Origin of the sequence: Paenibacillus sp. FSL R7-0272 (assembly GCF_037969905.1) — a bacterium.
GTDB lineage: Bacteria > Bacillota > Bacilli > Paenibacillales > Paenibacillaceae > Paenibacillus > Paenibacillus polysaccharolyticus.
In genome coordinates, this window is record NZ_CP150221.1 from 1,609,091 (window position 1) to 1,635,620 (window position 26,530).

General features: G+C 48.8%; 23 protein-coding genes and 1 riboswitch. Of the genes, 17 read left to right on the top strand and 6 right to left on the bottom strand.

Going from position 1 to position 26,530, the window contains the following annotated elements; translation table 11 throughout:
• Positions 1-26: 26 nt before the first annotated feature.
• Positions 27-950 carry an EamA family transporter gene (locus MKY23_RS06960; RefSeq protein WP_339836588.1) on the top strand — a complete coding sequence of 308 codons (924 nt, stop codon included), beginning with the start codon at positions 27-29 and terminating at the stop codon, positions 948-950.
• Between the two features lie 318 nt (positions 951-1,268).
• On the opposite strand, the gene MKY23_RS06965 is transcribed toward MKY23_RS06960, so the two are convergent.
• Both MKY23_RS06965 and MKY23_RS06970 read right to left on the bottom strand, forming a co-directional pair.
• Positions 1,269-2,072, bottom strand: coding sequence for a Cof-type HAD-IIB family hydrolase (locus tag MKY23_RS06965; protein ID WP_145333445.1), 804 nt, complete (start codon positions 2,070-2,072; stop codon positions 1,269-1,271).
• A gap of 184 nt (positions 2,073-2,256) precedes the next feature.
• The gene (locus tag MKY23_RS06970; RefSeq protein ID WP_339836590.1) at positions 2,257-3,261 is read right to left on the bottom strand and encodes a lipoate--protein ligase; all 1,005 of its coding nucleotides are present in this window, start codon (positions 3,259-3,261) and stop codon (positions 2,257-2,259) included.
• 263 nt (positions 3,262-3,524) lie between these two features.
• Here MKY23_RS06970 and cobD point away from each other — a divergent pair, with 263 nt between their 5' ends.
• The 11 genes from cobD (at position 3,525) to MKY23_RS07025 (ending at position 15,038) form a co-directional block, all read left to right on the top strand.
• Complete coding sequence (gene cobD / locus MKY23_RS06975) at positions 3,525-4,715, top strand: threonine-phosphate decarboxylase CobD (RefSeq protein WP_339836592.1); 1,191 nt, start codon at positions 3,525-3,527, stop codon at positions 4,713-4,715.
• A complete protein-coding gene (locus tag MKY23_RS06980) occupies positions 4,712-5,509 on the top strand; it encodes an adenosylcobinamide amidohydrolase (protein ID WP_154890911.1) in 798 nt (265 codons plus the stop codon). Before cobD ends, MKY23_RS06980 begins: the two co-directional genes overlap by 4 nt.
• Before the next feature lie 37 nt (positions 5,510-5,546).
• Positions 5,547-6,524: an adenosylcobinamide-phosphate synthase CbiB gene (gene cbiB / locus MKY23_RS06985; RefSeq protein WP_339839297.1), complete on the top strand. Its 978-nt coding sequence runs from the start codon at positions 5,547-5,549 to the stop codon at positions 6,522-6,524.
• Positions 6,518-7,177, top strand: a complete 660-nt coding sequence (locus tag MKY23_RS06990; RefSeq protein WP_339836595.1) for a histidine phosphatase family protein — start codon at positions 6,518-6,520, stop codon at positions 7,175-7,177. The genes cbiB and MKY23_RS06990 overlap by 7 nt, the downstream gene beginning before the upstream one ends.
• A 173-nt stretch (positions 7,178-7,350) precedes the next feature.
• Positions 7,351-7,486: riboswitch (cobalamin riboswitch) on the top strand.
• A gap of 357 nt (positions 7,487-7,843) precedes the next feature.
• The gene (locus MKY23_RS06995) at positions 7,844-8,836 is read left to right on the top strand and encodes an ABC transporter substrate-binding protein (protein ID WP_253496260.1); all 993 of its coding nucleotides are present in this window, start codon (positions 7,844-7,846) and stop codon (positions 8,834-8,836) included.
• A complete protein-coding gene (locus tag MKY23_RS07000; protein ID WP_154958477.1) occupies positions 8,833-9,879 on the top strand; it encodes an iron ABC transporter permease in 1,047 nt (348 codons plus the stop codon). The genes MKY23_RS06995 and MKY23_RS07000 overlap by 4 nt, the downstream gene beginning before the upstream one ends.
• Entirely contained in the window at positions 9,876-10,688 is an 813-nt protein-coding gene (locus MKY23_RS07005; protein ID WP_154958476.1) for an ABC transporter ATP-binding protein, read from the top strand. Before MKY23_RS07000 ends, MKY23_RS07005 begins: the two co-directional genes overlap by 4 nt.
• Before the next feature lie 46 nt (positions 10,689-10,734).
• Positions 10,735-11,892: a nicotinate-nucleotide--dimethylbenzimidazole phosphoribosyltransferase gene (gene cobT, locus MKY23_RS07010; RefSeq protein ID WP_339836600.1), complete on the top strand. Its 1,158-nt coding sequence runs from the start codon at positions 10,735-10,737 to the stop codon at positions 11,890-11,892.
• Positions 11,889-12,449, top strand: coding sequence for a bifunctional adenosylcobinamide kinase/adenosylcobinamide-phosphate guanylyltransferase (gene cobU / locus MKY23_RS07015; protein ID WP_221790400.1), 561 nt, complete (start codon positions 11,889-11,891; stop codon positions 12,447-12,449). Before cobT ends, cobU begins: the two co-directional genes overlap by 4 nt.
• Positions 12,446-13,345, top strand: coding sequence for an adenosylcobinamide-GDP ribazoletransferase (gene cobS, locus MKY23_RS07020; protein WP_154958474.1), 900 nt, complete (start codon positions 12,446-12,448; stop codon positions 13,343-13,345). Before cobU ends, cobS begins: the two co-directional genes overlap by 4 nt.
• A gap of 148 nt (positions 13,346-13,493) precedes the next feature.
• Positions 13,494-15,038, top strand: coding sequence for a cobyric acid synthase (locus MKY23_RS07025; protein WP_154983107.1), 1,545 nt, complete (start codon positions 13,494-13,496; stop codon positions 15,036-15,038).
• Between the two features lie 238 nt (positions 15,039-15,276).
• Here the strand turns inward: MKY23_RS07025 and MKY23_RS07030 are convergent, their stop codons facing one another.
• The gene (locus MKY23_RS07030) at positions 15,277-16,977 is read right to left on the bottom strand and encodes a methyl-accepting chemotaxis protein (RefSeq protein WP_154982784.1); all 1,701 of its coding nucleotides are present in this window, start codon (positions 16,975-16,977) and stop codon (positions 15,277-15,279) included.
• 349 nt (positions 16,978-17,326) lie between these two features.
• Between MKY23_RS07030 and MKY23_RS07035 the strand changes: the two genes are divergently transcribed.
• From MKY23_RS07035 to MKY23_RS07045, 3 genes are all read left to right on the top strand, one after another.
• A complete protein-coding gene (locus tag MKY23_RS07035) occupies positions 17,327-18,724 on the top strand; it encodes an L-cystine transporter (RefSeq protein WP_090918005.1) in 1,398 nt (465 codons plus the stop codon).
• Between the two features lie 383 nt (positions 18,725-19,107).
• Positions 19,108-19,791, top strand: a complete 684-nt coding sequence (locus MKY23_RS07040) for a queuosine precursor transporter (protein ID WP_221790396.1) — start codon at positions 19,108-19,110, stop codon at positions 19,789-19,791.
• A gap of 134 nt (positions 19,792-19,925) precedes the next feature.
• Positions 19,926-20,279, top strand: a complete 354-nt coding sequence (locus MKY23_RS07045) for a hypothetical protein (protein ID WP_154958471.1) — start codon at positions 19,926-19,928, stop codon at positions 20,277-20,279.
• Positions 20,280-20,498: 219 nt separating this feature from the next.
• Here MKY23_RS07045 and MKY23_RS07050 read toward each other — a convergent pair whose 3' ends face one another.
• Entirely contained in the window at positions 20,499-21,587 is a 1,089-nt protein-coding gene (locus MKY23_RS07050) for a Xaa-Pro peptidase family protein (RefSeq protein ID WP_339836607.1), read from the bottom strand.
• 483 nt (positions 21,588-22,070) lie between these two features.
• Between MKY23_RS07050 and MKY23_RS07055 the strand changes: the two genes are divergently transcribed.
• Positions 22,071-23,279, top strand: a complete 1,209-nt coding sequence (locus MKY23_RS07055; protein ID WP_339836610.1) for a PQQ-dependent sugar dehydrogenase — start codon at positions 22,071-22,073, stop codon at positions 23,277-23,279.
• A 780-nt stretch (positions 23,280-24,059) separates the two neighbouring features.
• Here the strand turns inward: MKY23_RS07055 and MKY23_RS07060 are convergent.
• A complete protein-coding gene (locus MKY23_RS07060; RefSeq protein ID WP_339836612.1) occupies positions 24,060-24,794 on the bottom strand; it encodes an MBL fold metallo-hydrolase in 735 nt (244 codons plus the stop codon).
• Between the two features lie 148 nt (positions 24,795-24,942).
• Positions 24,943-25,497: a hypothetical protein gene (locus MKY23_RS07065; protein ID WP_339836615.1), complete on the bottom strand. Its 555-nt coding sequence runs from the start codon at positions 25,495-25,497 to the stop codon at positions 24,943-24,945.
• Between the two features lie 168 nt (positions 25,498-25,665).
• Between MKY23_RS07065 and MKY23_RS07070 the strand changes: the two genes are divergently transcribed.
• The gene (locus MKY23_RS07070) at positions 25,666-26,529 is read left to right on the top strand and encodes an SDR family oxidoreductase (RefSeq protein WP_339836618.1); all 864 of its coding nucleotides are present in this window, start codon (positions 25,666-25,668) and stop codon (positions 26,527-26,529) included.
• Position 26,530: the final 1 nt, after the last annotated feature.

Genomic DNA, 26,530 nt, shown 5'->3' on the forward strand with positions numbered 1-26,530 from the left:
GGAGAACAGATAAAGGAGTGGTTAACATGGTAGGGATTGCATTTACCGTAATGTGTCTCGTTTTTGGAACAACTTTTCTGGCGATTAAAATTGGTGTAGAGGCAGGTATGCCGCCTTTTCTATCTGCTGGACTGCGATTTTTGATTGCGGGAGCTCTAATGTTTACATGGATGTGGATGAAGGGAAAAGTGAACTTGTCCCTGTTATTCCGCAAAGAAATGCTGATTACAGGTGCAGGTCTAACATTTGCGACATTTGCCACATTATATTGGGCGGAGCAACATGTCAGTTCCGGTGTAGGAGCTATTCTATCGGCAACAGGACCGCTGATGATTATGCTCATGCAAACGGCATTATTGCGGCAGAAAACCTCTGCCCGCATGGTGATTGGCTGCCTGATCGGGTTTACAGGTGTCGTACTAGTCGTTTTGCCAGGCGTATCGCTTGGTGCAGGTTCTTTATTTTTGTGGGGATGCATCGCGGTACTGGTGGGGGAAGTCTGTTATTCCGCAGGTACGTTATATTCCAAAAAAGTCATTCATCAATTCAGTGAGATGAATCCTGTTGCCATTAATGCGGTGCAGATGATGTATGGCGGTGTGCTGTTATTTATCCTCTCTGCACTGACGGAATCCTGGAATATGTCGGCACTGGATGTGCTACCGGCGGTGTCGTCCGTGATCTATCTGACGGTCATCGGTTCAATGGTCGGGCACAGTCTATTCTATTGGATTATGTCACGCACTAATCCGCTGTTTCCGGCAACCTGGTTATACATATCGCCACCAATTGCCGTTGGGCTCGGTGCGATCGTGTACGGAGAGCATGTCAGCTGGGTGACGTGGGTCGGTGTCGTTTTGGTTATCTCGGGGCTGTTAACCATGAATGAGAAGGTGAGCGGCTGGTTGAAGAAAGGGAGACGTACGAAGGTGATTGTGCAAGGCTCCTAGAATACCGGATGAATCTCCTCTATAGTATGATAGTAAGAGTTCTTACTTTGAGGAGTTGTGTGTAGTCTATGAGAAAAATCTTCCTGAATTTCGTAACCAGTGTGGCTCTTTCTATCTTGGTATTCATTCTTGTTTTATTTTTCGTTCATATATCCGATTCAACGAATATCATGGTTTCGGTTGCAATTACTGTGTCGTTACAGATTTCTTTTTTAACCGCAGTATTGCTTGCCAAAAATAAAAAATAAAACTAGAAACAAGAAAGCCCGGAACCACCAATTATTGTGGTATCCGGGCTGTTTTTATAAGAACTTTCGTTTATTCCGCGTTCAGTACAAACTTCTCGATAACTTCTTTTACGCCGTCTTCGTTGTTGCTCGCCGTAATATAGTCTGCTAATTCTTTCAGCGCAGGGATGGCGTTGCCCATCGCTACACCAAGACCAGCGACTTCCAGCATCTCGTGATCGTTCCAAGAGTCGCCGATGGCGATGCACTCGCTGAGTTCGTGACCGAAATGGTCGGCCAGGAACGTCAGTGCGTGACCTTTCGTGCCTTCTTTATGCATAATTTCGAGGAAATACGGCTTGGATTTGGTGATATGCACTTCAGGCCCGAGCAACTCACGCAGCTCTACAGCCACTTGGTCCAGATAGTCTGGCTCATCGATGATGAGCAGTTTTGGTGTTGGTTGTTCGATGACTTTAATGAAGTCAGACTCGATGTAATATTGCGTGCCGTTTAACTTGGCATAGTCGAGCAGTTTTTGGTTTTCTTCACGAGCATACAGCTTGTCGTCGATGTACGTTTGCAGATGCAAGTTTTTCTCCAGGCAGTAGTCGAACAATTTGCGGGAAGCTTCTTGCGGCACATAGCGCTCATAGAGCACTTTTTCATCAAGCAGGTTTTTCACCAAAGCACCTTGATAGGTAATAATTGGCACGTTCAGCTTGGTTTGGCGTGCAAGTGCCTGTGCGGAAGCGTAAGCGCGTCCTGTCGCGAGGGTTACTACTACTCCGTGTGCTACCGCTTGCTCCAAAGCCGTTTGCGTAGCGGGTGTAACTTCCTTGTTGTCATTGATCAGAGTGTCATCGATGTCGATGGCAATGAGTTTGTAAGTCATGTGATGTTTCTCTCCTTTTTTATCTGTGTCTATTTCATTGAACGAAATAGTCTCACGCAAAAACTCCGATGACAGAATAACCTTTCAATCACTGTTATCCCCAGGTTTTTTTCTGTCCTCTCCGTTGCTGTGATTCTATTTCGTTCAAACAATCTATGCCCATCTAAATGTCGTAAATCCTTTGTTACTCTTCCAGGAAAACAAGACCGACAAAGTCTTCCAGCTCCAGGTTGCCGAAGTAATGCTTCACATCCAGACCTTCCAGGGCTGAACGCACTTCAGTCTCGTCATAACGCTTGCCGCGTAACATGTCCTCGATATCCGCTACATCGCCAACACCGAAGAAATCGCCGAAGATTTTAATATCTTCGATACGCCCATCCTTGATGTTCATGCGCAGATCGATGATGCCCACCGGGAATTTGCGGGTATGCTTCACATTGCTTTCCGGTGACAGACCATAGTTCCAGTCCCAATTGTTATAACGCTCCGCCGAAATTTCTTTAATCTTATCCCAGTCCTTCTCGGTCAGCTTGTACTGAGGAACGTCCTGCGGCTCCATGCGGAAAATGTGACGAAGCAACTCATCACGGAACTCTTCAATCGTCAGATTGGTGTCAATCAGATCACGAATGTTGGCAACGCGGCTGCGTACCGACTTGGTGCTCTTGGATTTGAATTTCTCGGGATTGACGTTCAGAGATGCCTGAACGTGCTCCAGATTCAGATCAAACATCAGCGTGCCGTGACTGAACATGCGTCCGCGGGTAGCGAATTGGGCGTTGCCCGAAATTTTCTTTTCGCCGACTTGCAGATCATTGCGCCCGGTCAACTCGGCATTGACGCCAAGTTCGTGCAGCGCTTCAACTACAGGCTGGGTAAATTTGCGGAAGTTATGGAAGGACTGACCGTCATCCGCAGTAATGAAACTGAAGTTCAGGTTGCCCAGATCGTGATACACTGCCCCGCCTCCGGAAAGACGACGTACCACCTGCACACCGTTATCCTGAACATATTCGATATTAATCTCTTCAATCGTATTTTGGTGTTTGCCAATGATGATTGACGGACGGTTGATGTAAAACAGCAGGTAGCTGTCATCCTCCATCGGCAGATGTTTCAAAATGTACTCCTCAATCGCGAGGTTTACAGAAGGATCTGTAATGCCCTGGTTATCTACAAACAGCATGGTCATTCCTCCATTAATGTATGTGAGAGGCGCGTAGCCCCTTATGTAGTGATACTCGTGCAAAAGAATCAGAAAACCGAAGTTCCTGAAATTCCTCTTCTATTGTAAACGAATTGTCGTTGGGACACAAAGAAAACAAGTAGATAAAGGCGGATTTGGGCTCGACTCTTGACAAACAGATGAATGGAGAAGGAATACAGGATTGACCCATCCCACCTACGCCATCCATAATAAAAAGAACATAGAGAGAGGATGACGGAAGAATGACCGGTTATATCGAAGTGTTCGGACATGGTGGAGATGTGGAGACCGCAGCTTCGAGGTTTGGTGGGAGTGCAGCGGCTTTTCTGGATTTTAGCGCTAATATCAACCCTTTAGGCCCTCCCAAAGAGGTTTTGGAAGCATTACAGCGAGGTCTGCATTCGGTGCTTCGTTACCCTGACCCGGGCCATCGGGGATTCAAAGCGCTTCTGGGTGAACGTTTGGGAGTAACACAAGAGCAAATTTCCGTAGGGAATGGTGCGGCTGAAAGTATGGCATTGATCCTGCTGGCACTTGCTCCGCGCAAGGTTGGAACAGTGGAACCGGGTTTCTCGGAATATCGCGCTTTGGCACGGCAATTCGGTGCGGAGACTTTGCATACAGAAGGCCTTGAAGAGCTGAATTGGAAAGCGCCAGCTGAACATATCGAACAGTTGATGGAAAAGGTAGACCTGCTCTTTCTTGGACAGCCAAACAACCCAAACGGTGTACAATATCCGGTGGAGACACTGCATAGGTTAGCACGGAAAGCCGAAAAGACGGGTACCGTGCTCGTTATTGATGAAGCGTTTATCGATTTTATTCCACCGGCCCTGCGACAGTCACTCGCTCCTGATCTGAATCAATATCCGCATGTGATCATCATCCGTTCGATGACGAAGTTTTATGCGATTCCGGGCTTGCGTCTCGGATATGCTATAGGTCATTCGAAGTACATACAGGCGATGACGGAGAAACAAGTCACCTGGAGTGTCAACGGACTGGCTCTTATTGCAGGAGAAGCCTGTCTGCGCAGCGGGGAACGGTTCGAGCTGGACACGATATCGCAGATTACGATTGAACGGACACGTTTAATCCAGGCACTGGAGTCGTATGGGTGTAGCGTAACGTCTGGTGAAGCCAATTTCATTTTGGTGCGTGTGCCAGAGCCTTGGACGGCAGCTTCTATGCAGGAAGCTTTGGGACGGCGGGGTATTCTGATTCGTAGCTGTGCCATGTATCCGGGGCTTGAGGCAGGACATGTACGTTTTGCGGTCAAAGGTGCTGTAGCCAACGACAGGTTGCTTGACGTGCTCGGAAGTGTGCTTGAACAAAGCGGGGATCAGGACATGGATATGGCATCTGTCGATCAGGGGATTCAGCAGGGGGATACGCAACATTTTGAAAAAATAAAGGGAGGGAAACGGTTGTGACACTCCCGTTTTATAACTATTTTACAGATGGAAAAAGAGATGAGAATATCTACGTGTCCTCTTCCTGGCCGGGTCTGTACATCGCTGCCCATGAACGGCATGTTAAAGCTCAGAGCCCACAACCTGCTCTCGCACTTTCCAGCGCTGTATATGGCGGCGGGATGCTTGAATTAAACCGCGTATTTAACATCTATGTGAACAAACATTACCGTTGTGATGATCCACCCCGTGATATCGCAGAGGCACTGTATGAATGGCAAGAGCAAGCTGATCATTGTGCCGGATTGTTAACTGCGGTCAGATTGGAGCATACCTCTATTCAGGAGTATACGAGTTCGGATTTTGGACTGTTGTGCTGTACGACTGCAGGCGTATCCAATGCAGCACGAGCAGGTTCCGATAGAGCCGTGTTTGATGTCCGTGGGAAAAAACAAAACAGAATTCCATATATCCCTGGTACGATTAATATCATGCTGTGGTTCAACGGACAGATGACCCCTGGAGCGATGGTTAATGCGGTTCAGACGGCCGTGGAGGCCAAGGCCGCTGCCCTTGCCGATGCAGGTATTGCCGATTCGGAGAACGGACTTCCTGCCACAGGTACAACAACCGATGCCATTGTATTTGCTGTACGTCAGATTTCTGCAGATGATAGCCAGCCACTTCACACATATGCGGGTACGGCTACTGCTTTGGGAGCGGCCATCGGCAGACTTGTATATGACACGGTGACAGAAAGCCTTCAGGCCGGATTGCAATGGAAAGAAAGGAACGGACACAGTAATGACATTTGAATTGGAGCATCTATGGACATCATCGTTCTGGATTGGCATGTCTGGAGCTTGGATCATCATTCTTGCATACATATTAGACCGGTGCATCGGAGACCCGCGCTGGATTCCGCATCCCGTTATCGGCATGGGGAAAGGCATCTCGGCATTGGAGCGTATTATTCGGGCACGTGTACATACAAATAAAGGACTGAAAAAAGCGGGGATCTGGTTCCCGATCTTGATTGCAGGAGGTTCTTTTGCTGTCACATGGGGTCTGCTCCTTCTGCTGGGTCTGATTCATCCGATCTTGGCGGTTGCAGCCGAAATTATTCTGATTGCAACAACGATTGCTTCCAAAGGGTTGCGTGATGCAGGCATGGAAGTGTACCGCCATCTGAAAGAGCAGGATTGGCCTGGAGCCAGGCGTTCACTCGGTATGATTGTGGGACGTGATACGGCACATCTGGATGAGCCGGAAGTGGTTCGGGGAACGGTGGAGACCGTTGCGGAAAACATTGTGGATGCCATTGTGTCGCCGCTATTCTATGCACTTATTGGTGGTGCTCCGCTGGCTATGGCCTACCGTGCCGTCAATACGCTGGATTCCATGGTTGGATATAAAAATGATAAATATCTGCATCTCGGGTGGGCCTCCGCACGGCTTGATGACTGGGCTAACTGGATTCCCGCTCGCATGACCGCTCTGCTGTTAATTGTAGGCGCATGGGTGCTGAAACTGGATGCCAAAGGCGCAGTGCGTATGGTTGCCCGGGATGCGAGACTACACCCCAGCCCGAATAGCGGTTTTCCCGAGTCGGCAGTCGCTGGAGCACTAGGCATTCGGCTGGGCGGGCATAACGTGTATCACGGCGTTGCTTCATTTCGAGCTTATATGGGCGAGGCTACGCGGCCGATGGAGTCGGAAGATATCGTGCGAACGACGCGGCTGATGTTTTGGTCGGCGGGAGCTTTTGTGGGCCTTTGTTTCTTGGCAACCTTGGGTGTGTGGTTAGCAGGAGGTGCGCTATTGTGGTAATTAAAGAATTAGAACAGCTTGGATCTAAACAGTCTCCGTACAAGCGTAGCATCGTATTGATCCGTCATGGAACAACCCAGTGGAATGTGGAAAAAAAGTATCTGGGGCATACCGACATGGGGCTGTTGCCTGATGCACAAGAAGAGCTGGCTCAGCTACGCGAGCAGTGTCGCGAGCTTACTTGGGATGCGGTGTATTGCAGTGACCTGCTTCGTTGTCGCCAGACGCTGGCACACATCGCACCGCAGGTTGCTGGACAGGCGAAGTTTGATTCGCGCCTGCGCGAGAATGATTTCGGACAATGGGAAGGCCTGAATTACGAGCAATTGAAGGATAATCTCTTGTACCGGGACTGGATTGATGATCCACATAAGGTAACCCCGCCTGAAGGAGAAGCGTGGCAGACTTTTGCGGAACGAGTGGATTCTTTTCTGTACGAACAGATCTGGTCGGAGCATTCACACGAAAATTCACACAAGACACTTATTGTGACGCATGGCGGTGTCATCCGTTATATGATGTCCCGGCTCATCCATGGCGTCGGGTTTTGGGATACACATGTCATCCCTGGACAGGCTATTCAGGTTGATCTTGAAAAGCAAGGGGATCACTGGCTTGGCAGACGAATGGATTTTCCGTACATCGGGTTGTAAGGTGTTGCAATATACCCTATAATCACAACAGAAGTGTGACTCGGACGGACATATTGGGTATGATGGGCTGAGACGCCTGAACTGACGTGATTCGTGCGAAGAGCACTGCGACTATGTTTGACCTGAATTAACCATCTTTAGCGACCAAGGGTCCCGCGTGCCAATCCGTTGTTCATGAAGAACAAGGACAAGTTATCATGCGCACAAGGGTAAAATGGGGAAGCTGGTGCAAATCCGGCACGGTCCCGCCACTGTGAAACAGGAGCCATCCTGTAAGTCAGATTACCAGCCCTGGACGTACAAGCCGGTGTTCCTTCGAGGAAAGGACAACGTTTCGGGCCATTCTGTGCGCATGGACAGCTAGCCGCTGTTACATGTACAGATTGCCGTATGCGAGACGTCATCCCTGATCCTTGTTTAAGGATAAGGGATTTTTCTTGTTGTACACGATGTAGTGGAGTCATCATATACACGTTTAACGGAGAGTGCAGAACCAATTTGGAGAAACGAAGTGTTCGCATTTATCACCGGATTTTCCCCTTTGAAAAGGAATCAAAAAAATCTGGGGATAACAGCGATCGGAAAATGGTACTGCAATCGGAGTGGCCTCGTGTATATAACAAAAGCAACAACAATAGTACAGATAGAGAAGGGGAGTTTAAATCAATGATTAAGAACTGGAAAGCACTCACATCACTGTTGAGCGCAGCAATGCTGGCACTGGCGCTGGCTGGATGCGGTAATACCGCAACAAAAGAAGGTGCGGGCAGCTCACAGCAACCTGCACAGGAACAGTCTCAGGAACAAACACAAACGGATCTGAAAACTCAATACCCACTGACCGTTACAGATGCAACGGGTGAGTCTTTCACTTTTGAAAAAGCACCAACCAAAATCGTCTCGGTATCTCCAGCTGAAACGGAGTCGCTGTTTGCCCTCGGACTGGATAATGAGATTATTGGCGTATCCGACTATGACGATTACCCGGAAGCGGCAAAAACCAAAACGAAAATGGGCGGTGTCACCAAGCCAAACGAGGAGTCCATTATTGCAGCAGATGCGGACATCGTGTTCACTGGCATTTCTATGAGTGAGGATGCGGTGAAGAAGCTGCGTGAACTGGGCATTACCATTTTCAAAACGGATCCTAAATCTATCGACGATGTAATAAACAATATCGAAACCTTCGGTAAAATCACCGATCATCAAGAGCAAGCTCAGAAGCTTGTCACGCAGATGAAGAAAGATGTAACAGATGTAACGGAAGCGGTAAAAGCCGTAAAACCGGAAGAGAAGAAAAAAGTATACATCGAGTTCTCCCCAGGCTGGACGGTTGGTAAAGGTGAGTTCATGGACGAACTGATCAACGTAGCCGGGGCTACCAATATTGCTGCCGACAAAGAGAGTTGGTACCAAATTAACGAGGAAAATGTCATTGCCTCTAACCCGGATGTTATCTTGTACGCCAATGACGTAGTTGAGGACAACAAGACGCTGGATCAGATCATCAAGGCACGTAGCGGCTGGGATCAAATTACGGCGGTGAAAAACAATGCTGTGATTGGGCTCGATGCTAACTTGCTGAGCCGTCCAGGACCGCGCGTAACTCAAGGGTTGAAAGATGTTGCCAAAGCGATCTATCCTGACCTGTTCAAATGAGCAGAAAGCTGATCCTGTTCGGAACGATGGGCATGGCGCTGCTGGTGCTTACCGTGCTCGTCTGCACGGGCATCGGTTCAGTGGCGTTGCCCATCCGGGACATCGCTGGTATTCTCGTTCACAAATTGCCATGGGTGGGCGACTGGATTACACCTGATTGGAACAAGGCCGCCGAACAAATCATATGGAAGGTGCGTTTCCCGCGTGTCTTGCTTGCGATGCTCGTAGGTGCTTCGTTAGCGATTGCAGGTGCAGGATTTCAAGGTGTGTTGCGTAATCCGCTTGCTGATCCATTCACACTGGGGGTTTCCTCTGGTGCTTCGGTGGGGGCGGCGTTCCTGATATTCTTTGGTTTGCAGTACGCTATCATTGGTATTTGGACATTGCCGCTGGTTGCTTTTTTGACCGGGGTAATCACGTTATGGTTCGTGCTGTCGCTGGCTCGTGAAGGACGTAAAATACCAACGCATAGCCTCATTCTGGCAGGTGTGGTCATGCAAAGTTTCTTGGGGGCGGTCGTTTCCTTCCTATCGACCATGTCGAAGCAGACAATCAATGAAATTATATACTGGACGATGGGAAGTCTGGCACTGCGCGGGTGGTCGTATACGACCATCCTTTTCCCGTATTTTCTGCTTGGACTGATTTTTCTATGGAGCCGGGCACGTTCGCTGAATGTCTTGGCACTGGGTGAACGTCAGGCAGCGCATATTGGTGTTGGTGTGGACAGGCTCAAGTTATCTGTGCTGGCTGTAGGCACATTGCTAACGGCAGGAGCTGTTTCGGTTTCGGGAGTCATCGGATTTGTTGGCTTGGTAATTCCGCATATTTTGCGATTGCTGGTGGGGCCGGACTATCGCTTGCTGGTACCTTTGTCTGCGATTGGCGGTGCGATTTTTATGGTATGGGCAGACACCATAGCTCGCTCCTTGCTGGCACCGACTGAAATACCGCTAGGCGTCGTGACTGCTTTTGTCGGCGCTCCGTTTTTCGCCTATTTGCTGCATCGGAACAAAAAGCTGCAGAAGGGGATGATGCCGTGACGACCGACAAAAATTATGCTACCGCTTCTCTAGTATCTGTTGTCCGGGCGGGCAAAACATACGGTGAACATCATGCCCTTCATCCTACAGATTGGCAGATCACAGAAGGAGATTGGTGGGGTGTCGTTGGCCCAAATGGAAGCGGGAAATCAACACTACTCCAGCTTATTGCAGGAACGGAATCGTTAAGTGAAGGCCAGATCAGCATTGATGGTCGTGATATCCGATCATATAGTCGTAAGCAATTGTCACGGATGATCGCGGTTTTGCAGCAGGATGGCTTGCCCGCGATCTCCTATCCTGTTCGGGACGTTGTCGAGATGGGACGTTACCCTTACCAGAACTGGCTAGGCCGTGAATCGGGAGATGGAGCCCATGTGGTGGACAGAGTGCTTGAAGAGCTGGGACTCACGGAACTGGCAGATCGACCTCTGGATTCCCTAAGCGGCGGACAACGGCAGCGAGTGGCTCTAGCCAAGGTCATGGCACAGGAGCCGCGATTATTATTGCTGGACGAACCAACGACGTTTCTCGATATCAAATATCAATTGCAGTTTATGGAGTTGTTAGCGGCATGGCAGAAGAAGAGCAGCATCACGATTGTGGCGGTGTTGCATGATCTCAATCTGGCTGCGTTGTTCTGCGATCGTATTTTGGCTTTGCGTGAGGGGAAGGTAGTGGGAGAGGGAACACCTCATAGTTTAATGACGGGAGAGCAGATTCAAGAGATTTTTCGCGTTAAACCTGCGATGGTATCTCATCCGGATCATGCTGTTCCCCAACTGTTGTTGCGGCGGGACATGGATTAAATGAGGACGAGAGAGCCTCTATTTTGATGAAGGAAGTGCTGGTTGAATGAAGACAGAAGAACAGAAGTTGGAGCAAGTATTAGACAAGATCACGGCTCCAGACCAAAATATTGCTGCGGAAACGTCTGCTCATGTGGATATACTGACGAAACCGCCGGGTAGTCTCGGCAAATTGGAAGACCTTGTGATTCGATTGGCAGGGATGACAGGGCAGGCACGTCCGCGTTTTGATCGCAGGGCTGTGATCGTTATGGCTGCGGATCACGGGGTCGTAGCTGAAGGGATCAGTGCTTTTCCAGCCGAGGTTACACCGCAGATGGTCATGAATTTTCTGGCTGGAGGCGCTGCAGTCAATGTCCTTGCTCGTCATGCCAGAGCGGAAGTGATCTGTGTCGATATCGGTGTAAATGCTGACCTTGATCATGCTAACCTGCTCTCCCGTAACATTCGTAAAGGCACGGCCAACATGGCTCAAGGAGCCGCGATGACTCGGGATGAGGCGATTCAGGCTATTTTAGTAGGTGTGGATGTCGTTACCGCGGAAGTAGCAAAAGGGACAGGGTTGTTTGTCACCGGAGAAATGGGGATTGGCAACACAACGGCAAGCGCCGCAGTGATGAGTGCGCTCACCGGTATTGCACCAGCATCAGCTGTTGGGAGAGGGACTGGCTTGGATGATGCAGGTGTGCTACGCAAGGCTGCTGTTATAAGTCAGGCTTTGAGTGTTAATACACCTGACCCTGAGGATGCGCTGGATGTGCTATGCAAGGTGGGTGGATTGGAGATTGCCGGACTCACCGGCGTTATTCTCGCTGCCGCGGCTCATCGCTGTCCAGTTGTCGTAGATGGTTTCATCTCGACTGCGGCGGCACTAATCGCAAGAAAGCTGGCTCCCCTGAGTGCGGCTTATATGGTCGCTTCCCATACCTCCCATGAGAATGGACATGCGGCTCTGCTACGTGAACTTGATTTGAAGCCGATGCTGGACCTGGATATGCGCCTTGGAGAAGGCACAGGTGGAGTACTCAGTCTGCATCTCATTGATGCAGCATGTCTGATTTTGAATGAAATGGCGACCTTTGCAAGTGCGGGTGTGTCAGACGGAACGAATCAGGCTTCCGACTCTGATTCCAGTGAGAAAGAGCATTCGACTGGTTCCTCCATTTTAACGGTCTCACCTATTCAGGGAGATGGCTCCCGATGAGTGTATTGGTTACTGGCGGTGCTCGCAGTGGTAAGAGTTCGTTTGCCGAACGTCTGTGCATGCAGCGTTCCTCAGAAGCCTGGTATGTAGCCACTGCTCAGGCGTATGATGACGAGATGCGTGAACGCATAGCAATGCACCAGAAGCAACGTGAAGATTCCGGTTACCTCTGGCGTACGATGGAGGAACCCTTGGCTTTGCCTGCTCTAATTCAGCAGATGGGGGAAGGGCATACGGGAACGTCCGCACCAACGATTCTGGTGGATTGCTTGACACTTTGGCTGACGAATGTGTTATTGGCCCATGAACATGACGAAGGTCATATGTTGCAAGGTCATCTGGATGCACTGGTAGAAGCGGTCCAAACCTATCCCGGATTACTTGTGCTGGTTACCAATGAAGTAGGGGATGGAATTGTACCCGAATACAAGCTTGGTCGTGTGTATCGTGATCTGGCAGGTGTTCTTAATCAGCGCATTGCAGCAATCTGTCGTGAGGTGTTTCTCGTGACGGTAGGCATTCCAATCGAATTGAAAAGTAAGGAGTATCGCTTATGAAGCATGGCTCAGCGGGTTCAGCCGTTCCGCAGCGGAAACATGCGGCTGCAGCGGCCTTTCAATTTCTGTCTCGTTTTCCTGTGAAAATGCAGCTCGATTTTGTTCCGCCATTGCTACGCGAAAGTGTGGTGTATTATCCACTGGTCGGTGCTGCAATCGGTCTCTGCGTGTGGCTGGTCGCCGCACTGAGCGGTGCCCTGCTTCCGGCTTTTCCGGCAGCGGTTCTGACCTTGACCGTATGGGTCTGGCTTACCGGGGGATTGCATCTCGACGGATGGATGGATACAGCAGATGGCCTGCTCAGTTACCGCAGCCGTGAGCGAATGCTGGAGATTATGAAAGACAGCCGAGTGGGCGCGATGGGGGTTATTGCCTGTGTGCTGCTCCTTATGATGAAGGCGGCACTGATTGCCGATATGATTGCCCGTGGGAACTGGTTGTACGGTGCGTTGCTGATTTTGCCTATGATCTGGAGCCGATGGTTTATGGTCTATGCCATGTCAGCCTGGCCTAATGCTCGTGGGGATGATGGGCTTGCCGTTCTATTCAAAGGGCTCGGGGAGCGGAATGAAGTCCAGCGAGCACGTAGCGCTGCGATTGGACTTACGCTGGTCTTAGGCGTCATTACAATTGCTGTCGTATGGCTGTTTAAACCGGATATTGCTATTGCCGATGCCATGGTCAGCGGGTTCGGGTCACTCCCTTGGTGGTTGTATCCTGTAACGTCAGTTATCGTACTGCCTGTGGCGTGTTATTGTATAGGGCGATTTGTTGCTACCCGGATCAGTGCCCGGCTCGGAGGGCTTACTGGAGATACATATGGTGCCATGAACGAACTGTTGGAAGCGGCTTTATTGACGGTATTAAGCGTGCTTCAAGGACTGTTTTGGCTGTAGAGGTTGAGTTGTAGAGGTTGGCTGCCCAGAATTTCATTGGAGAATTTTCTTTTGGTTTGAGCATTATCGTTACGTAGCAAGTTAATCGCGCGAAAGACAGGGGTGAGGGACCGTGGAAGATCAGGTAAAACAACCAGCGGCTGTACTCATGCTGCAAGGCACGGCTTCGGATGTAGGTAAGAGTGTCATTACAACGGCACTGTGCCGGATTTTCAAGCAAGATGGCTTCAGCCCTGCTCCGTTCAAATCACAGAATATGGCGCTGAACTCTTATGTTACAGAAGACGGCAAGGAGATTGGTCGGGCGCAGGGGGCACAGGCTGAAGCCTGTGGCATTGAAGCTACGACCGATATGAATCCGATTCTAATCAAACCTGTGCGGGATATGCATTCACAGATCGTGGTGCATGGTGTTCCTTTTGCCCAGATGAGCGCATCGGATTATCGTCAGCATTTCTTACCTGAAGCGAAGCAGACCGTAATGGATGCATTAAATCGGTTGCGAGATACATATGACATCGTTTTAATGGAGGGAGCAGGCAGTCCGGCAGAGATTAACCTGAAAGATCGGGATATTGTGAATATGAATCTGGCGGGGTGGGCCGATGCGCCGGTTATTCTGATCTCTGACATTGATCGCGGCGGCGTGTTTGCTTCGATTGTGGGTACGCTCGAACTGCTGGAGCCACATGAGAAAGCCCGTGTAAAAGGATTTATCATCAATAAGTTCAGAGGGGATCTCTCTCTGTTGCAACCAGGGTTAGACTGGCTTGAAGAACGGACTGGAATACCTGTGCTGGGTGTGCTGCCCTATATAAGAGATATTCAGATCGAGGCAGAAGATTCGGTGGTGCTGGACTCTCTTCGACATGGCAAAAAAGAAGAGACAGAACTGGATATCGCCGTCATTCGTTATCCGCGCATCTCCAACTTCACGGACTTCGATGCACTATCCCGTGAACCGGACGTGAATGTACGTTATGTGACTTCACCGGAGGAATTGGGTAGCCCGGACGCCATTATTTTGCCAGGTACAAAAGATACGATCGGAGACCTGATTTATGTACGGGAATCGGGATTGGAACAGGCGATCCATTCTCACTCAGAGCTTGAACATGTTCAACTTGTGGGGATATGCGGTGGATATCAAATGCTGGGACAACACTTGGTTGATCCGTATGCTGTCGAGGCAAACCAAGCTCAGGAAGCGGTGGGACTTGGCAAACTGCCTTTATCAACAACATTTCTTCAGCACAAACAGACGGTCAGAGCTATGGGGAACGTACAGCCTGAACATCCCATTCGGCTACATGGCGGAAAACAAGTTGAGTCTTCGGCCATACCTGTTAAGGGATACGAAATCCATATGGGTGTAACGGAATGCCACGAACCTGAACAGGTAACCGCTTTGTTTGAGATCGCTCATGCTGGCGGACAAGCATTCTTGGAAGGATGGGGCACATCAGATGGGAAAGTGTGGGGAACGTATCTGCACGGTTTGTTTGAAAGCGACCAATTCCGGCGTTCCTGGTTGAACGGACTGCGTACAGCAAAGGGACTTGCTCCGCTGGAGGAAACATACAGTGCTCAGGAGCGCAAAGAAATGGAGTTTGATCGAGTAGCCACCTCTTTGCGATCATCACTGGATATGCAACGAGTGTATGATATTATGGGCGTGACACAGCCTGAATAATTAACATGTGCACTTTGTTCAGGACTTATCTGTAATGATCCGAGTGAGAAATATGGATGAATAGCAAAAAACACCCCCATGACCCGCGACCTGTTCAGTCATTGAACGGTTGCATCTGGTATGGGGGTGTTTTTTATTAGATTATTTACAATGTTTAGTATAGCAAATGCAGGGTTATAGATATGTGATCATTATTGATGATTGTTGACGGATGATTCGATTGAAGCTTAATCAATCATTAGTCGATTTTAAACTTCTTCATCGCTGTTTGCAGCTCGACAGCTTGTTCATGCAGATGGCGCACCGTGCTCGAATGAGAGTCCATCTCGCTGAGTTGCATTTCTGCGGTAGTTGCAATCTGTTCCATGCTCTCACGAGACTTGGATGTGATCTGTGCTGTTTCTTCCACCGAAGCGCTAACTTCTTCTGCACCTGCAGAAACTTGCTGTGTGGAGGAGGAAACGGTTTGAATGGTGAGATTGACGTTCTGGATCAATTCATTGAGTTGCTGGAAGGCTGAACCTGCTTGCTGTACAACAGCAGTTCCAGAACCAATCTCTTGCGTTACCCGGCTCATCGCACTTACGGATCGTTCGGCATCTTCACGAATCGTACCGAGATAATCGGCGATTTCTTCGGTCGCTGTCTTGGATTGTTCCGCCAGCTTGCGGACTTCTCCAGCAACAACGGCGAATCCTCGTCCGTGTTCACCCGCACGGGCCGCTTCAATGGATGCGTTAAGGGACAGCATGTTAATCTGTTTCGTAATTTCAAAAATAGAATTGACAATGGTTCCGATGGCAACGGAACGTTCGTTCATCGTTTCGATATAACGCAGCGATTCGCTGGCGGTTTGTCCGACAAGTTCCATCTGATTCACTGCATTTTGTGCCAGTTGATTGCCGTTAAGCGCCTCTGTTGCAGCTTCATTGATTTGTTCCGATACTTCGGCGGCAGAAGATGCGATATGCATAATTCCTTGGGTGATCTCTTCCATCGCTCTTGCGTTCTCGGATGCACTGGAAGCGATACTGACACTACCTTTTCCAGCTTCTTCGGCAGCATGGCTGGAGTTCTGTACCATACCGGACATGGACTCTACACGCTCAAGCAAGTCATTGGAACCGACAACGACCTCATTAGAGGTAGTTAGGGCACGGCTAATCATTTCTTTGAGATTATGTGTCATCGTCTGGAAGCTGAAGGCCAGTTGGGCGATCTCGTCTTTGCCTTTAATCTGCAGCTCAGCGGTAAGATCACCTTGAGAGATTCGTTTACTATGTTCTACAAGTTTAATGATGGGTTTGGTGACTCTTTTGATCATACTAGTAGAGATGAGCCAGCCAAGGACAAATACCAACGCGGTAATACCAAGGCACAGCCAGAAAATTTGAGCAATTTTATCCTGAACAAACTTGGCATCCATGCTGACGGCCATGAGCATATTGCTTCCCGCAATCGGCATAAATGCTGCTTTATGTACACCATAAGAATCAGAGAAGACCGGGCTGATGACCACTTGTTTCTTCTCGCTTGCTTGGGCCATGGAAGGTTCTACATCAATAGCATCTCCGGTCTTGAACTTGGAGTTGATGCTAGCGACAACAACGGTGGCTTTGCCATCCTGCACGGCAATGACATAAGCCGCATCCAGGCTATGTTCTTTGGATTGATCAGCCAGGTAGGATCCGACCGTCATGGCCGCTCCTTCAGCGCCTGCACCGCCACTTTGGATCTGCAGAAGTTTGGATGAAGATGTATTTTTGTAAATATCCTGAATGGACGTATTCAGAACTTTGTCGAACTGAGGCAGCACGTAACTTTGAATAATATTCATCGATACGGCATAAAAACTGATACTAAACAACAGGGAGGCAACGAGTAACACTAGGAATAACGTGCCCCTGATCTTGCCAGCAACGGTGCGTTTGCGAAACATAGAATCACCCTTTCACGTCATCTTCAATAACATTGTCCCTTATTCCGTTCTCTATGGCCTTTTTTACTAACGAAGAAAGACCTATTTTTTATGTTTGTGAAACTCTCGAATAAGCGGATATACCCATTTTACAAAATTAACCGCGGGTTGAATAGCAGAATTTTCATAAAACTGCATAATTATTTTCATTGATCCAGAATGATTAACATGAATATTACATAATATCAATTAATACCTACCAGAATAGTTTGATATATGTTATATTGTTCATTGTCACATTTGAAGGCCAAATATAAATTAGAGAATCGGTTCAACACCGATGATACATGTCTGAGGAGGAACAAAGGTAATGAATACATTTCTATTAATTGTGAATGTAGTGGTCATGCTGGCGCTGCTGGGTGTTCTCTACTGGATGCAGAAGAAACACATCTCGTTTACGAAACGTGTATTTGCGGGTCTAGGTATGGGTGTTGTTTATGGTGTTATTCTGCAATTGATCTACACATCAGGTTCGGATGTGATTACGAAGTCAGTCGATTGGTTTAATCTGGTCGGTTCAGGATATGTTCGTCTGCTACAAATGGTAGTTATTCCACTCATCATGGTGTCGATTATCTCGGCGATCATGAATCTGAAGGGCAAGCAAAACCTCGGTAAGATGAGTTTCTCCATCATCGCTATTTTGCTAATTACGACAGCGATTGCTGCTGGAGTCAGCATTGCAACAAGTCTGGGATTCAACCTGACTTCCATTGAGATTCAAGGTGGAGACCGGGAAACGGCTCAAATCCAGAAGGTGGAGGAACGTTTGGCTGATGTGAAGGATCAGACGATTCCACAGCAGGTGCTGGAGTTCATTCCTTCCAATCCGTTTGCGGATATGACGGGTGAACGCCGTACGTCTACACTGGCTGTCGTTATTTTCTCAGCCTTTATCGGTGTAGCTGTATTGGGACTGGATCGCAAGAAACCGCAACAGGCGGAAACGTTCCGTGGCATGGTGAATGCCGTCTACGCCGTGGTGATGCGGATTGTCACGCTGGTACTGAGGCTTACCCCTTACGGGATTTTGGCGCTCATTACAAAAGTAACTGCAACTACAAATGCGGAAGAGATCTTGAAGCTCATTAAATTCGTCATTGCGTCTTACGTGGCGCTGGCGATTATGTTTGTCATCCATCTGATCATCATCTCCCTGTCCGGATTTAACCCGGTTACGTATGTGAAAAAAGTACTGCCAACGCTGGTATTTGCTTTTACTTCTCGTTCAAGTGCGGCAGCGATTCCGCTGAACGTGGAGACACAGACGAAGAAACTCGGTGTATCCGACGGGATTGCCAACTTGTCCGCAAGCTTTGGTGCTACGATTGGGCAAAACGGCTGCGCCGGTGTATATCCGGCCATGCTGGCGGTTATGATTGCTCCGACGGTCGGAATCGACCCGCTGAGCTGGGACTTCATCGTGACGTTGATCCTCGTAGTTATGATCAGTTCGTTTGGTGTGGCAGGCGTCGGCGGCGGGGCAACCTTCGCTTCCCTGATCGTTTTGTCCACATTGAATCTGCCTGTAGCTCTGGTAGGACTGTTGATTTCCGTTGAGCCGTTGATCGACATGGGTCGTACAGCGCTCAACGTGAACGGGTCCATGACATCCGGATTGTTGACAAGTAAAATTTTGAAAGAAAACGATCGGGACACGTTCAACGATCAAAGCCGTGAGCTGGATTCTGCTGCTCACGCGTAAGCTGCGCGAAGCTTGCCGCGCACGGCTTGTGCACTTGGTGAGGCAGCGTGCGCAGAGCGAGCTGCAATAGAGTGGAGGCAAGGCCGTCCTTCGGAGACATTCCGGAGGGCGGCTTTTGCGTGTGGGATTACACCGGAACGTGCAGATGCGGCGCGAGTGGTGGGAGTCTTTTTTTTCAATAGAGAAGGGGGATCGGGGTGATGGCGGGTTAGAGCGTGTGAGGATATATGTGTTGGGTTAACGGTGTTATGCAACGCTGGAGGGATTTAGTGCTGTTCAATGTTGAGGAAATGTGATAGAGTTATTCATGTTTTGGCGCTGCGCCAAACCGCGGTTCGTAACCATCCCGCGTAATCAAAACTAGGAAGGCAGTGTATGTATTCATGTTTAATTTGGTGTGGGGAGCGGTATTCGTTCTCGTGACGTATGGATTTTTTCTTCTATGTTATCGTCTGTTCGGCAAAAAAGGTCTGTATGCCTGGATCGGTGTAGCAACGGTCATTGCCAACATTCAGGTGACTAAAACGATAGACATTATGGGAATCGTCTTAACGCTGGGTAACACGATGTATGTTAGCATGTATCTGACCAGTGATCTTCTCAATGAAAAGTACGGGGCGGATGAGGCACGGAAGGCGGTATGGTTTGGATTTTTCACATTGATCATGACAACCGTTCTGATGCAGATGGTGTTGTTATTTAATGCGGCACCGACGGATTTTGCTCAGGATTCGATGGAAACATTGTTTGGTCTGTTGCCACGTCTGGCGCTCGGCAGTCTGTCTGCGTATTTCATCAGTCAGTTTCTGGATGTGCGTTTGTTCAGTTGGCTACGTAAAATCGCACCGGGACGTAATCAGCTCTGGATTCGAACGAACGGTAGCTCGATTATCAGTTCCTTTGTAGATACGCTTGTATTCTGCACGGTTGCCTTTGTGTTTATCTATCCATGGGATGTGTGGCTGGAAATTTTCCTGACGACCTACCTGATCAAGTTTGTGCTGACTGCGGTTGGAACGCCGTTTCTGTATGCCGCACGTAACTTTAAATTTGAAGATGAAGCTTAAAATAGGATCGCCACTTCAAATCCCTCTGCGGAGCCACAGTTGCAATATGGACTCTGCAGGGGGATAATTTATACAACAGAATTTGTTTCCTGATAATATACGTCTACGATTACATAAGACAAGGGGGATTGAGCATGTATTCCACACTGCGCTACAAACTGGAGAGCAATGGCACAACCTATGAGAATGATAGCCTTAATGCCTCGGTATTTGTGGACTTGATTACGGATCTGGAATTGCATGATTTTGTCGTTCTGCAACCGTCAGAACGGGTAGAGGGAAGTATGTATTTGCAGGCTGCTTCGCTTGAGGAACCGGGGCAAATGGTGGTAGAGACCCGTTTGCAGGAAGGTGAGAGCGGATTTCGGCATTACAGTTACACCACGGCAGATACAACCAAGGTGATTCAGTGGTTTTTGGATTACTGGGGGAAACAGGAGTTGCCTGAACTGGAGGATTGGCAGGATATAACCCATGAAATGGACTAACGAAGATTGATTGAGCAGATATACAGATTCCATACCTATGCAGCAGTCTCAGTGATAGGATCAAGATGCTGATGTATGCGCAAAGAGTGACGTATGATCTGTAAAGAATATAATTAAAAGATCCCGCAAAGCATGTTGACATGCATTGCGGGATTTTTTGTGCTAATTGCGGTAGCAGTTGTCTCATGTTTTGCGGCCGCTTATTTGCTTGCTAGCAGCTTAGTCTGTCAGGATTTTTAATTCTTTAGGATACGTAGTAAGTACCTCTACACCTGTATCGGTGACAAGAACATCGTCCTCAATACGCACACCGCCTGCTGCGGTGTAAATACCCGGTTCAATGGTAAACACGGTTCCTGCCTGAAGCAGATCCATGTTCTCTCCATGCAGGGATGGATACTCATGCACATCAATGCCGAGTCCATGTCCGACACGGTGCATAAAACGCTCGCCGTATCCTGCATCAATCGTCACCTGACGAGCAGCGCGGTCAACGGATGCGCAGGTAATACCTGGTTTAACAACCTGTATCGCGGCTTTGTTGGCGGCGAGTACGGTATTATAGATGGTTCGCAGTTCCGGTGAAATATCGCCAAAGGCAAAAGTACGCGTAATGTCTGACGCATATCCACCAGCGTACACACCCATATCAAACATAAGCAAATCCCCGTGCTGCAGTTTGCGATCCCCAGGCGTACCATGCGGCAGGCCAGTTTTTGGTCCAGTCAGCACCATGGTATCAAAGGAGGGGCCGTCGGCTCCGAGTTTTTTCATCTGATATTCCATCTCAGCGACCAGCTCGATCTCCGTAACACCTGCACGCACATGGGTAAGACCTTGGCGTAGTGTTTCTTCAATTAAATAGATGGCATGGCGAATACGAGCGACTTCTTCCGGTGTTTTGTTCACACGCAGTGCGCGCAGCAACGAACCAACATCTTCAAAGCTTGCACCGCCTAGAGCAGAGTTCAGTTGCTCATAACGAGAGACGGTGACGTATTCTTTTTCCAGACCTACCCGGCCCAGCCGTCCTTGATATCGGTCAAACAGCGCATAGGGATTATCCGTGTCCGAATGTGTAGCAATGTTGGATACAGTAGAAGCTGCCGCAGCGGCATCCGCGTCCAGTGCAGGCACAATCAGTAACGGATCTTCACCGCGTGCCAGCATCAGGCCCATAAAACGTTCATGCGGATTGCTCGCATATCCCGTCAGATAATAAATATGTTTTGGATCTGTGATGAGCATGGCATCGAGTTCTTGCTTGGACAGATCGGCTTCCAGTCTGGATAAAGGAGTTTGATTCATAGTAGATATATCCACCTTTCATATGTACGCTCTTTTAAATGCACCGTGTTTTCTTAACACTATAGCGTCTGCTCCTTCTATTATAGAAGATGTTGAATAAATTCTAAACTGGCGGCGACTTTTGAGCCAAGGAATGCCTGTTTTTACCGTTTAGGGGAAGAGTGGCAAGGGTAATACAGGGCGAAACCGCTTTATCGGTGGGACGTTGGCTGAAGGAAAAGACGCATATATACTAGACATATAGAGACTTGTAAGACAGACAAACGATACAGAAACACAACGCGAGAGATAATACAGGTACAACATAGGCTTGCAATACATTCAGAAGACAGAGAGACACAGACAAATCGGGCAGCAGACCATGAATCAAAGACTCACACATAAGACTCATCGGGACTTCAGGCAACATACGAAAATGAGGGAGAGAAGCTGATCCACTTTTTTACTCAATCCAATGAAGTTGAAAGGGGAGTTTAATCCGTTATGAACAATCGATTAACTGTGCCGCTCTATGCCTCATTGCTTAGCATGGCTCTGTTAACCGCATCCTGTGCTCCGGGCACCCCGACGTCAGATTCGCAACGGCTATCTCAAGGAGAAGGAACGGGTCAAGGACAGACGGCAACCGGAGGCAACGCTGAAACAGGTACTGAAGAGCGGGATGAGCAAGGGAATACAGTCGTTCCCTATCAGGCTTCCGTTCTGGTCGAGGGATTGAACGCACCTTGGGAGATGGTGACCGTTACAGATGGACGAATGTTTGTGACCGAGCGCCCGGGCGTGATCCGAGTTATTACGAATGGAAAACTGGAGTCTGAGCCGCTGATTACATTCGAGGCACCCTTTAACGAAGAAGGCGAAGGTGGATTGCTCGGGCTGGAGGCAGATCCGGACTTTGAGAGCAACGGTTATCTGTATGTGTATCACTCGTACTTGGAGGGACAGGATATTGCCAATCGCGTGCTGCGCCTGAAGGTGACGGATGGAAAAGCGGTAATCGACAAAGAGCTATTGACGGGCATTCCAGGCGGGGTGAATCACAACGGCGGACGAATCAAAATCGGACCGGATCAGCTGCTGTATATCACTACAGGCGAGCGTTATGAACCGGAACTGGCACAGAACCGGGATAGCCTTGGTGGAAAAATACTGCGCATCGGTCTCGATGGGTCGATCCCGTCAGATAACCCTTGGCCGAATTCCCCTGTATACAGTATGGGGCATCGTAACGCTCAAGGGCTGGCATGGAATCCGGATAACGGATATCTCTATGCGACCGAACACGGTCAGCGCAATCATGACGAGATTAACCGGATTGTTGCCGGGGAGAACTATGGCTGGCCCGAAGTAGAGGGCGACGACGATGATAACGGAACCTATCAGGCTCCGCTGGCGCATAGCGGGAATGATACCTGGGCGCCTTCGGGTGTAGCCTTCATTACAGAAGGCCCATGGGCGGGTTCATTAGTGGCTGCGAATCTGCGAGGGGAGCAGCTACTGCGGGTTGTATTGTCCGAAGACGGTATGAAGGTCGAGCAGGTGGTCCCTTTTTTCGAAGATGAATGGGGCCGTATACGTAATGTCACCGCCGGTGAAGACGGTAAGCTATATGTGCTGACGAACAATCGCGATGGCCGAGGCTCGCCACGTGAAGGTGATGATAAGTTGATCGTGCTTACGCCCGAAGGGTAGCGTTTATTTAGCTGGATTGGTTGGAATTCGGTGATCTGTAGATCGGGAAATGAGAGTGCAGGTAAAGTGGATTACAGAGTAAATGAGGGAACGTGCCAAATTGGGAGTTAGGAGTAAGGAAGTAAAGGAGAAGGAATTGGGTGTCACAGGGGGACGGAAAAGGCTAGGGTTTTGCAGACTGCAGAACGCCGGGTGTATGGGTACTGGCTCCGACTTTTATTCTAACGATCACAGGCGAGCTTATTTCGCGATTTTTGAGGGTTTGAGAATTTTAACGATCACCACAGACGTTATTTTGCTGAAAATGCGCATAATGGGGCGAAATCGTTACGAATTGGAGTAAATAAGCTCTCTGGTGATCGTTAGAAAATAAAACGTGGCGAATCAGGCCTACTAAGGCTTCTGGTGATCGTTAGAATTTTTGGCGGACGGCGGGGCATTGAATAGGCAGAAGGTAAATACTCATCTAAAGGTAGATAGAGGGTTTCGAACACTCGATATAGCTCCGCTGTGTTAAATTACAGACGCATCCATCGCGATAATATTCAGAAAAAGCTGTCCCCGCCAGTATACAGACGAAGGACAGCTTTTGAATTAAAGGGAATCTAGTTATGGCATTTAGATATGAGAGAACGCACAAACCAACTTAAAAAGTCAGTGTACCAATGTACACTGTGAGAAGGTTTTACGTTACTCAAATGCTACACAGTGTGCCGTACCCACAAATTATAATGCTTAAACGTTAACACTGTACGGTGGTGACGAAATGTAGCATGACACCTAAGCTTCCGAATTCTCAGCCAGTACGGCGATGCGCTTTGCAGGCTCTTTTGTATATTCTCCGCCATGGTAGCAGAGAATTTGATCTACCGTTAGGCCGGTCAGCTTCTTCAGACTGCGCAGTGCTTCAGGCATGTCCGGCGTTGCTGGTGGCGCTGGGCCGACCAGTTCATCGTCGACGACTCGCAGTTCATCGGCAGCAAGCAGGAACTGTTGCTCGCTAAAATAAAAACACAGGTGACCTGGCGTATGTCCTGGTGTATGAATGACCTGTGTTCCGCCTTGGAGCGGAAGGATGTCGCCGTCCGCAAGTGTTCTGCTGATGTTGATCTCAGGCAGTTGCATCAACAATTGATCGGCCAAAGCCAGCACAGGGGCAGGTAGCATGGCACGACGTTCCGGCGTGAATTTGATCAAAGGTTTTGCACCTGTCAAATAAGGAACTTCATCCGCATGAGCCCAAACTTCTAGGCCTGGAATAGCATCCAGCAGAGCACCCAGATTACCAATATGATCGATATCCTGATGTGTTACAATCACACGTTTAATGTCGGAGAGAGGGACGTTCAACTCTTTGAGTGCGGATTGAAGTTCGGCAAATTGGCCAATCATGCCCGTGTCAACCAGAGTGTACCCGTCTTCGTCTTGAAGAAGCACAGGATGAATAGGGCTGTTGCCCGAAGGTGTTGGAATGTTGAGTGTTAGCACTGTGATGGATGGTATAGGTTGGCTCATAAAATATCCGGATATGTGTCCGGAACACCTCCTTATATGGTTGTATTTTTAAAAAGGGACAGTGAACTCAGCTTGTACCTTGTACATTTTCCCATTATGCATCAAGCAACGATTAAGTAATTAATCACTTAATCACTTAATCACTTACTTACTCCTTATTCTGAACGTTCGGTTCATAGCTCAGATGTTTCCTATATTTTTTCACTGCATGTAAAATGGTTTCAAAGGTGTCCTCTTCATTGCTGCCGTCTTTTACGATCGTTACGAACGAGAAGTTCTCGTGAATTAATCTGTTTCTTGTCTGGAACGCCTGATGGAGCGCTGTGCTGCATGGCTCTTTGCCCGCTTTCAAAGCAATATGTTGCTTGCCCAGTTCGGACTCCAGCATCTCCATGTTGGAGCGTGCCCGGTAAGCAGGAGTTTTCATGAGCTGGGTCGAATTAAACTTTTTCTGATACGTCCGTTTGTAAAGCTGTAATAACATCTGTTCCATAATAGAGCATAACTCCATCGTTAGCGAAGCGTATCTCCGGTTTTTGCGTTTGCGGGTAAGCTCACTTGACTGTTCTTCGTTCAGCCATTCGTATTCTTCATATATTGAGGAATCGTCATGGTTCAGAATATCGCGATATTCCTGTTCCAGCAGTTTAATCTCAAGCTTGGCGAGTTTCTTGACGTGTTTGAAATCCTCTTGGGTTAGCATACGACTTGTCCTCCCATGGGTACCGAGATGTGAATGGAGCACGATCTATTCATGAATGTTGCTGATCAGGTGATCGCTTCATTATCTCATATTCTGGAACATAATGCCTTAGCGCTTTCATTATAAAATAATTCACGGAACCTCAGGTTCAGAAGGGAAGGACACCTCATGTCCATTCAGACAGCCATCGTTACAGGAGCCAACTCAGGTATGGGACTGGCCACCACTATTGAACTTGCCAAGCAGGGGTATCGCGTCATTATGGCCTGCCGCAGCGAAAAGCGAGGACAATCGGCGCTTGAACAAGCTTTTCGCCAGTCCGGATCGACCAGTATCGAGCTAATGCTATGTGATCTCGGTTCGCTGGACAGCATCCGCCAGTTTGCGCACAACTATCGCGAGCGCTATGATCACCTGGACGTACTGGTGAATAATGCGGGCGTGGTGATGGTGAAGCGCAAAGAAACGTCGGATGGCTTCGAGCAGAGCATTGGCATTAATCACCTGGGTCACTTCCTGCTTACGTTGCTCCTCATTGAACCACTGAAAGCGGCTAAACAGGGCCGAATTGTAAATGTGTCGTCTGGAGCGTACAAAGCAGGTAAAATTCATTTTGATGATCCACATTTGCGAAAAGGCTATAATCCGATCAAAAGTTACGCCCAATCCAAGCTGGCTAACGTATTTTTCACACGGGCGCTTGCTCGTAAGCTCGCGGGAACTTCCGTTACGGCGAACTGTTTACATCCAGGTGCGGTAGGAACCAGCATCGGAGTGGATCGCAACACCGGATTTGGCACCCGCATCATGGCACTTGCAGCCAAGTTGCCGTTTTTCTTGACACCAGAGGAAGGGGCCCGGACTGCAATCTACTTGGCAACAAGTCCAGATGTCACCGGGGTGACTGGGCGATACTTTTATCAGCAGAAGGAGCAGCGCTTGAAAGAGCATGCTTTGGATGATGCGGCTGCCGAGCAGTTATGGACGTGGAGCGAAGAACAGGTTGGTTTGCAACCTGACGAGAGGTTATAGC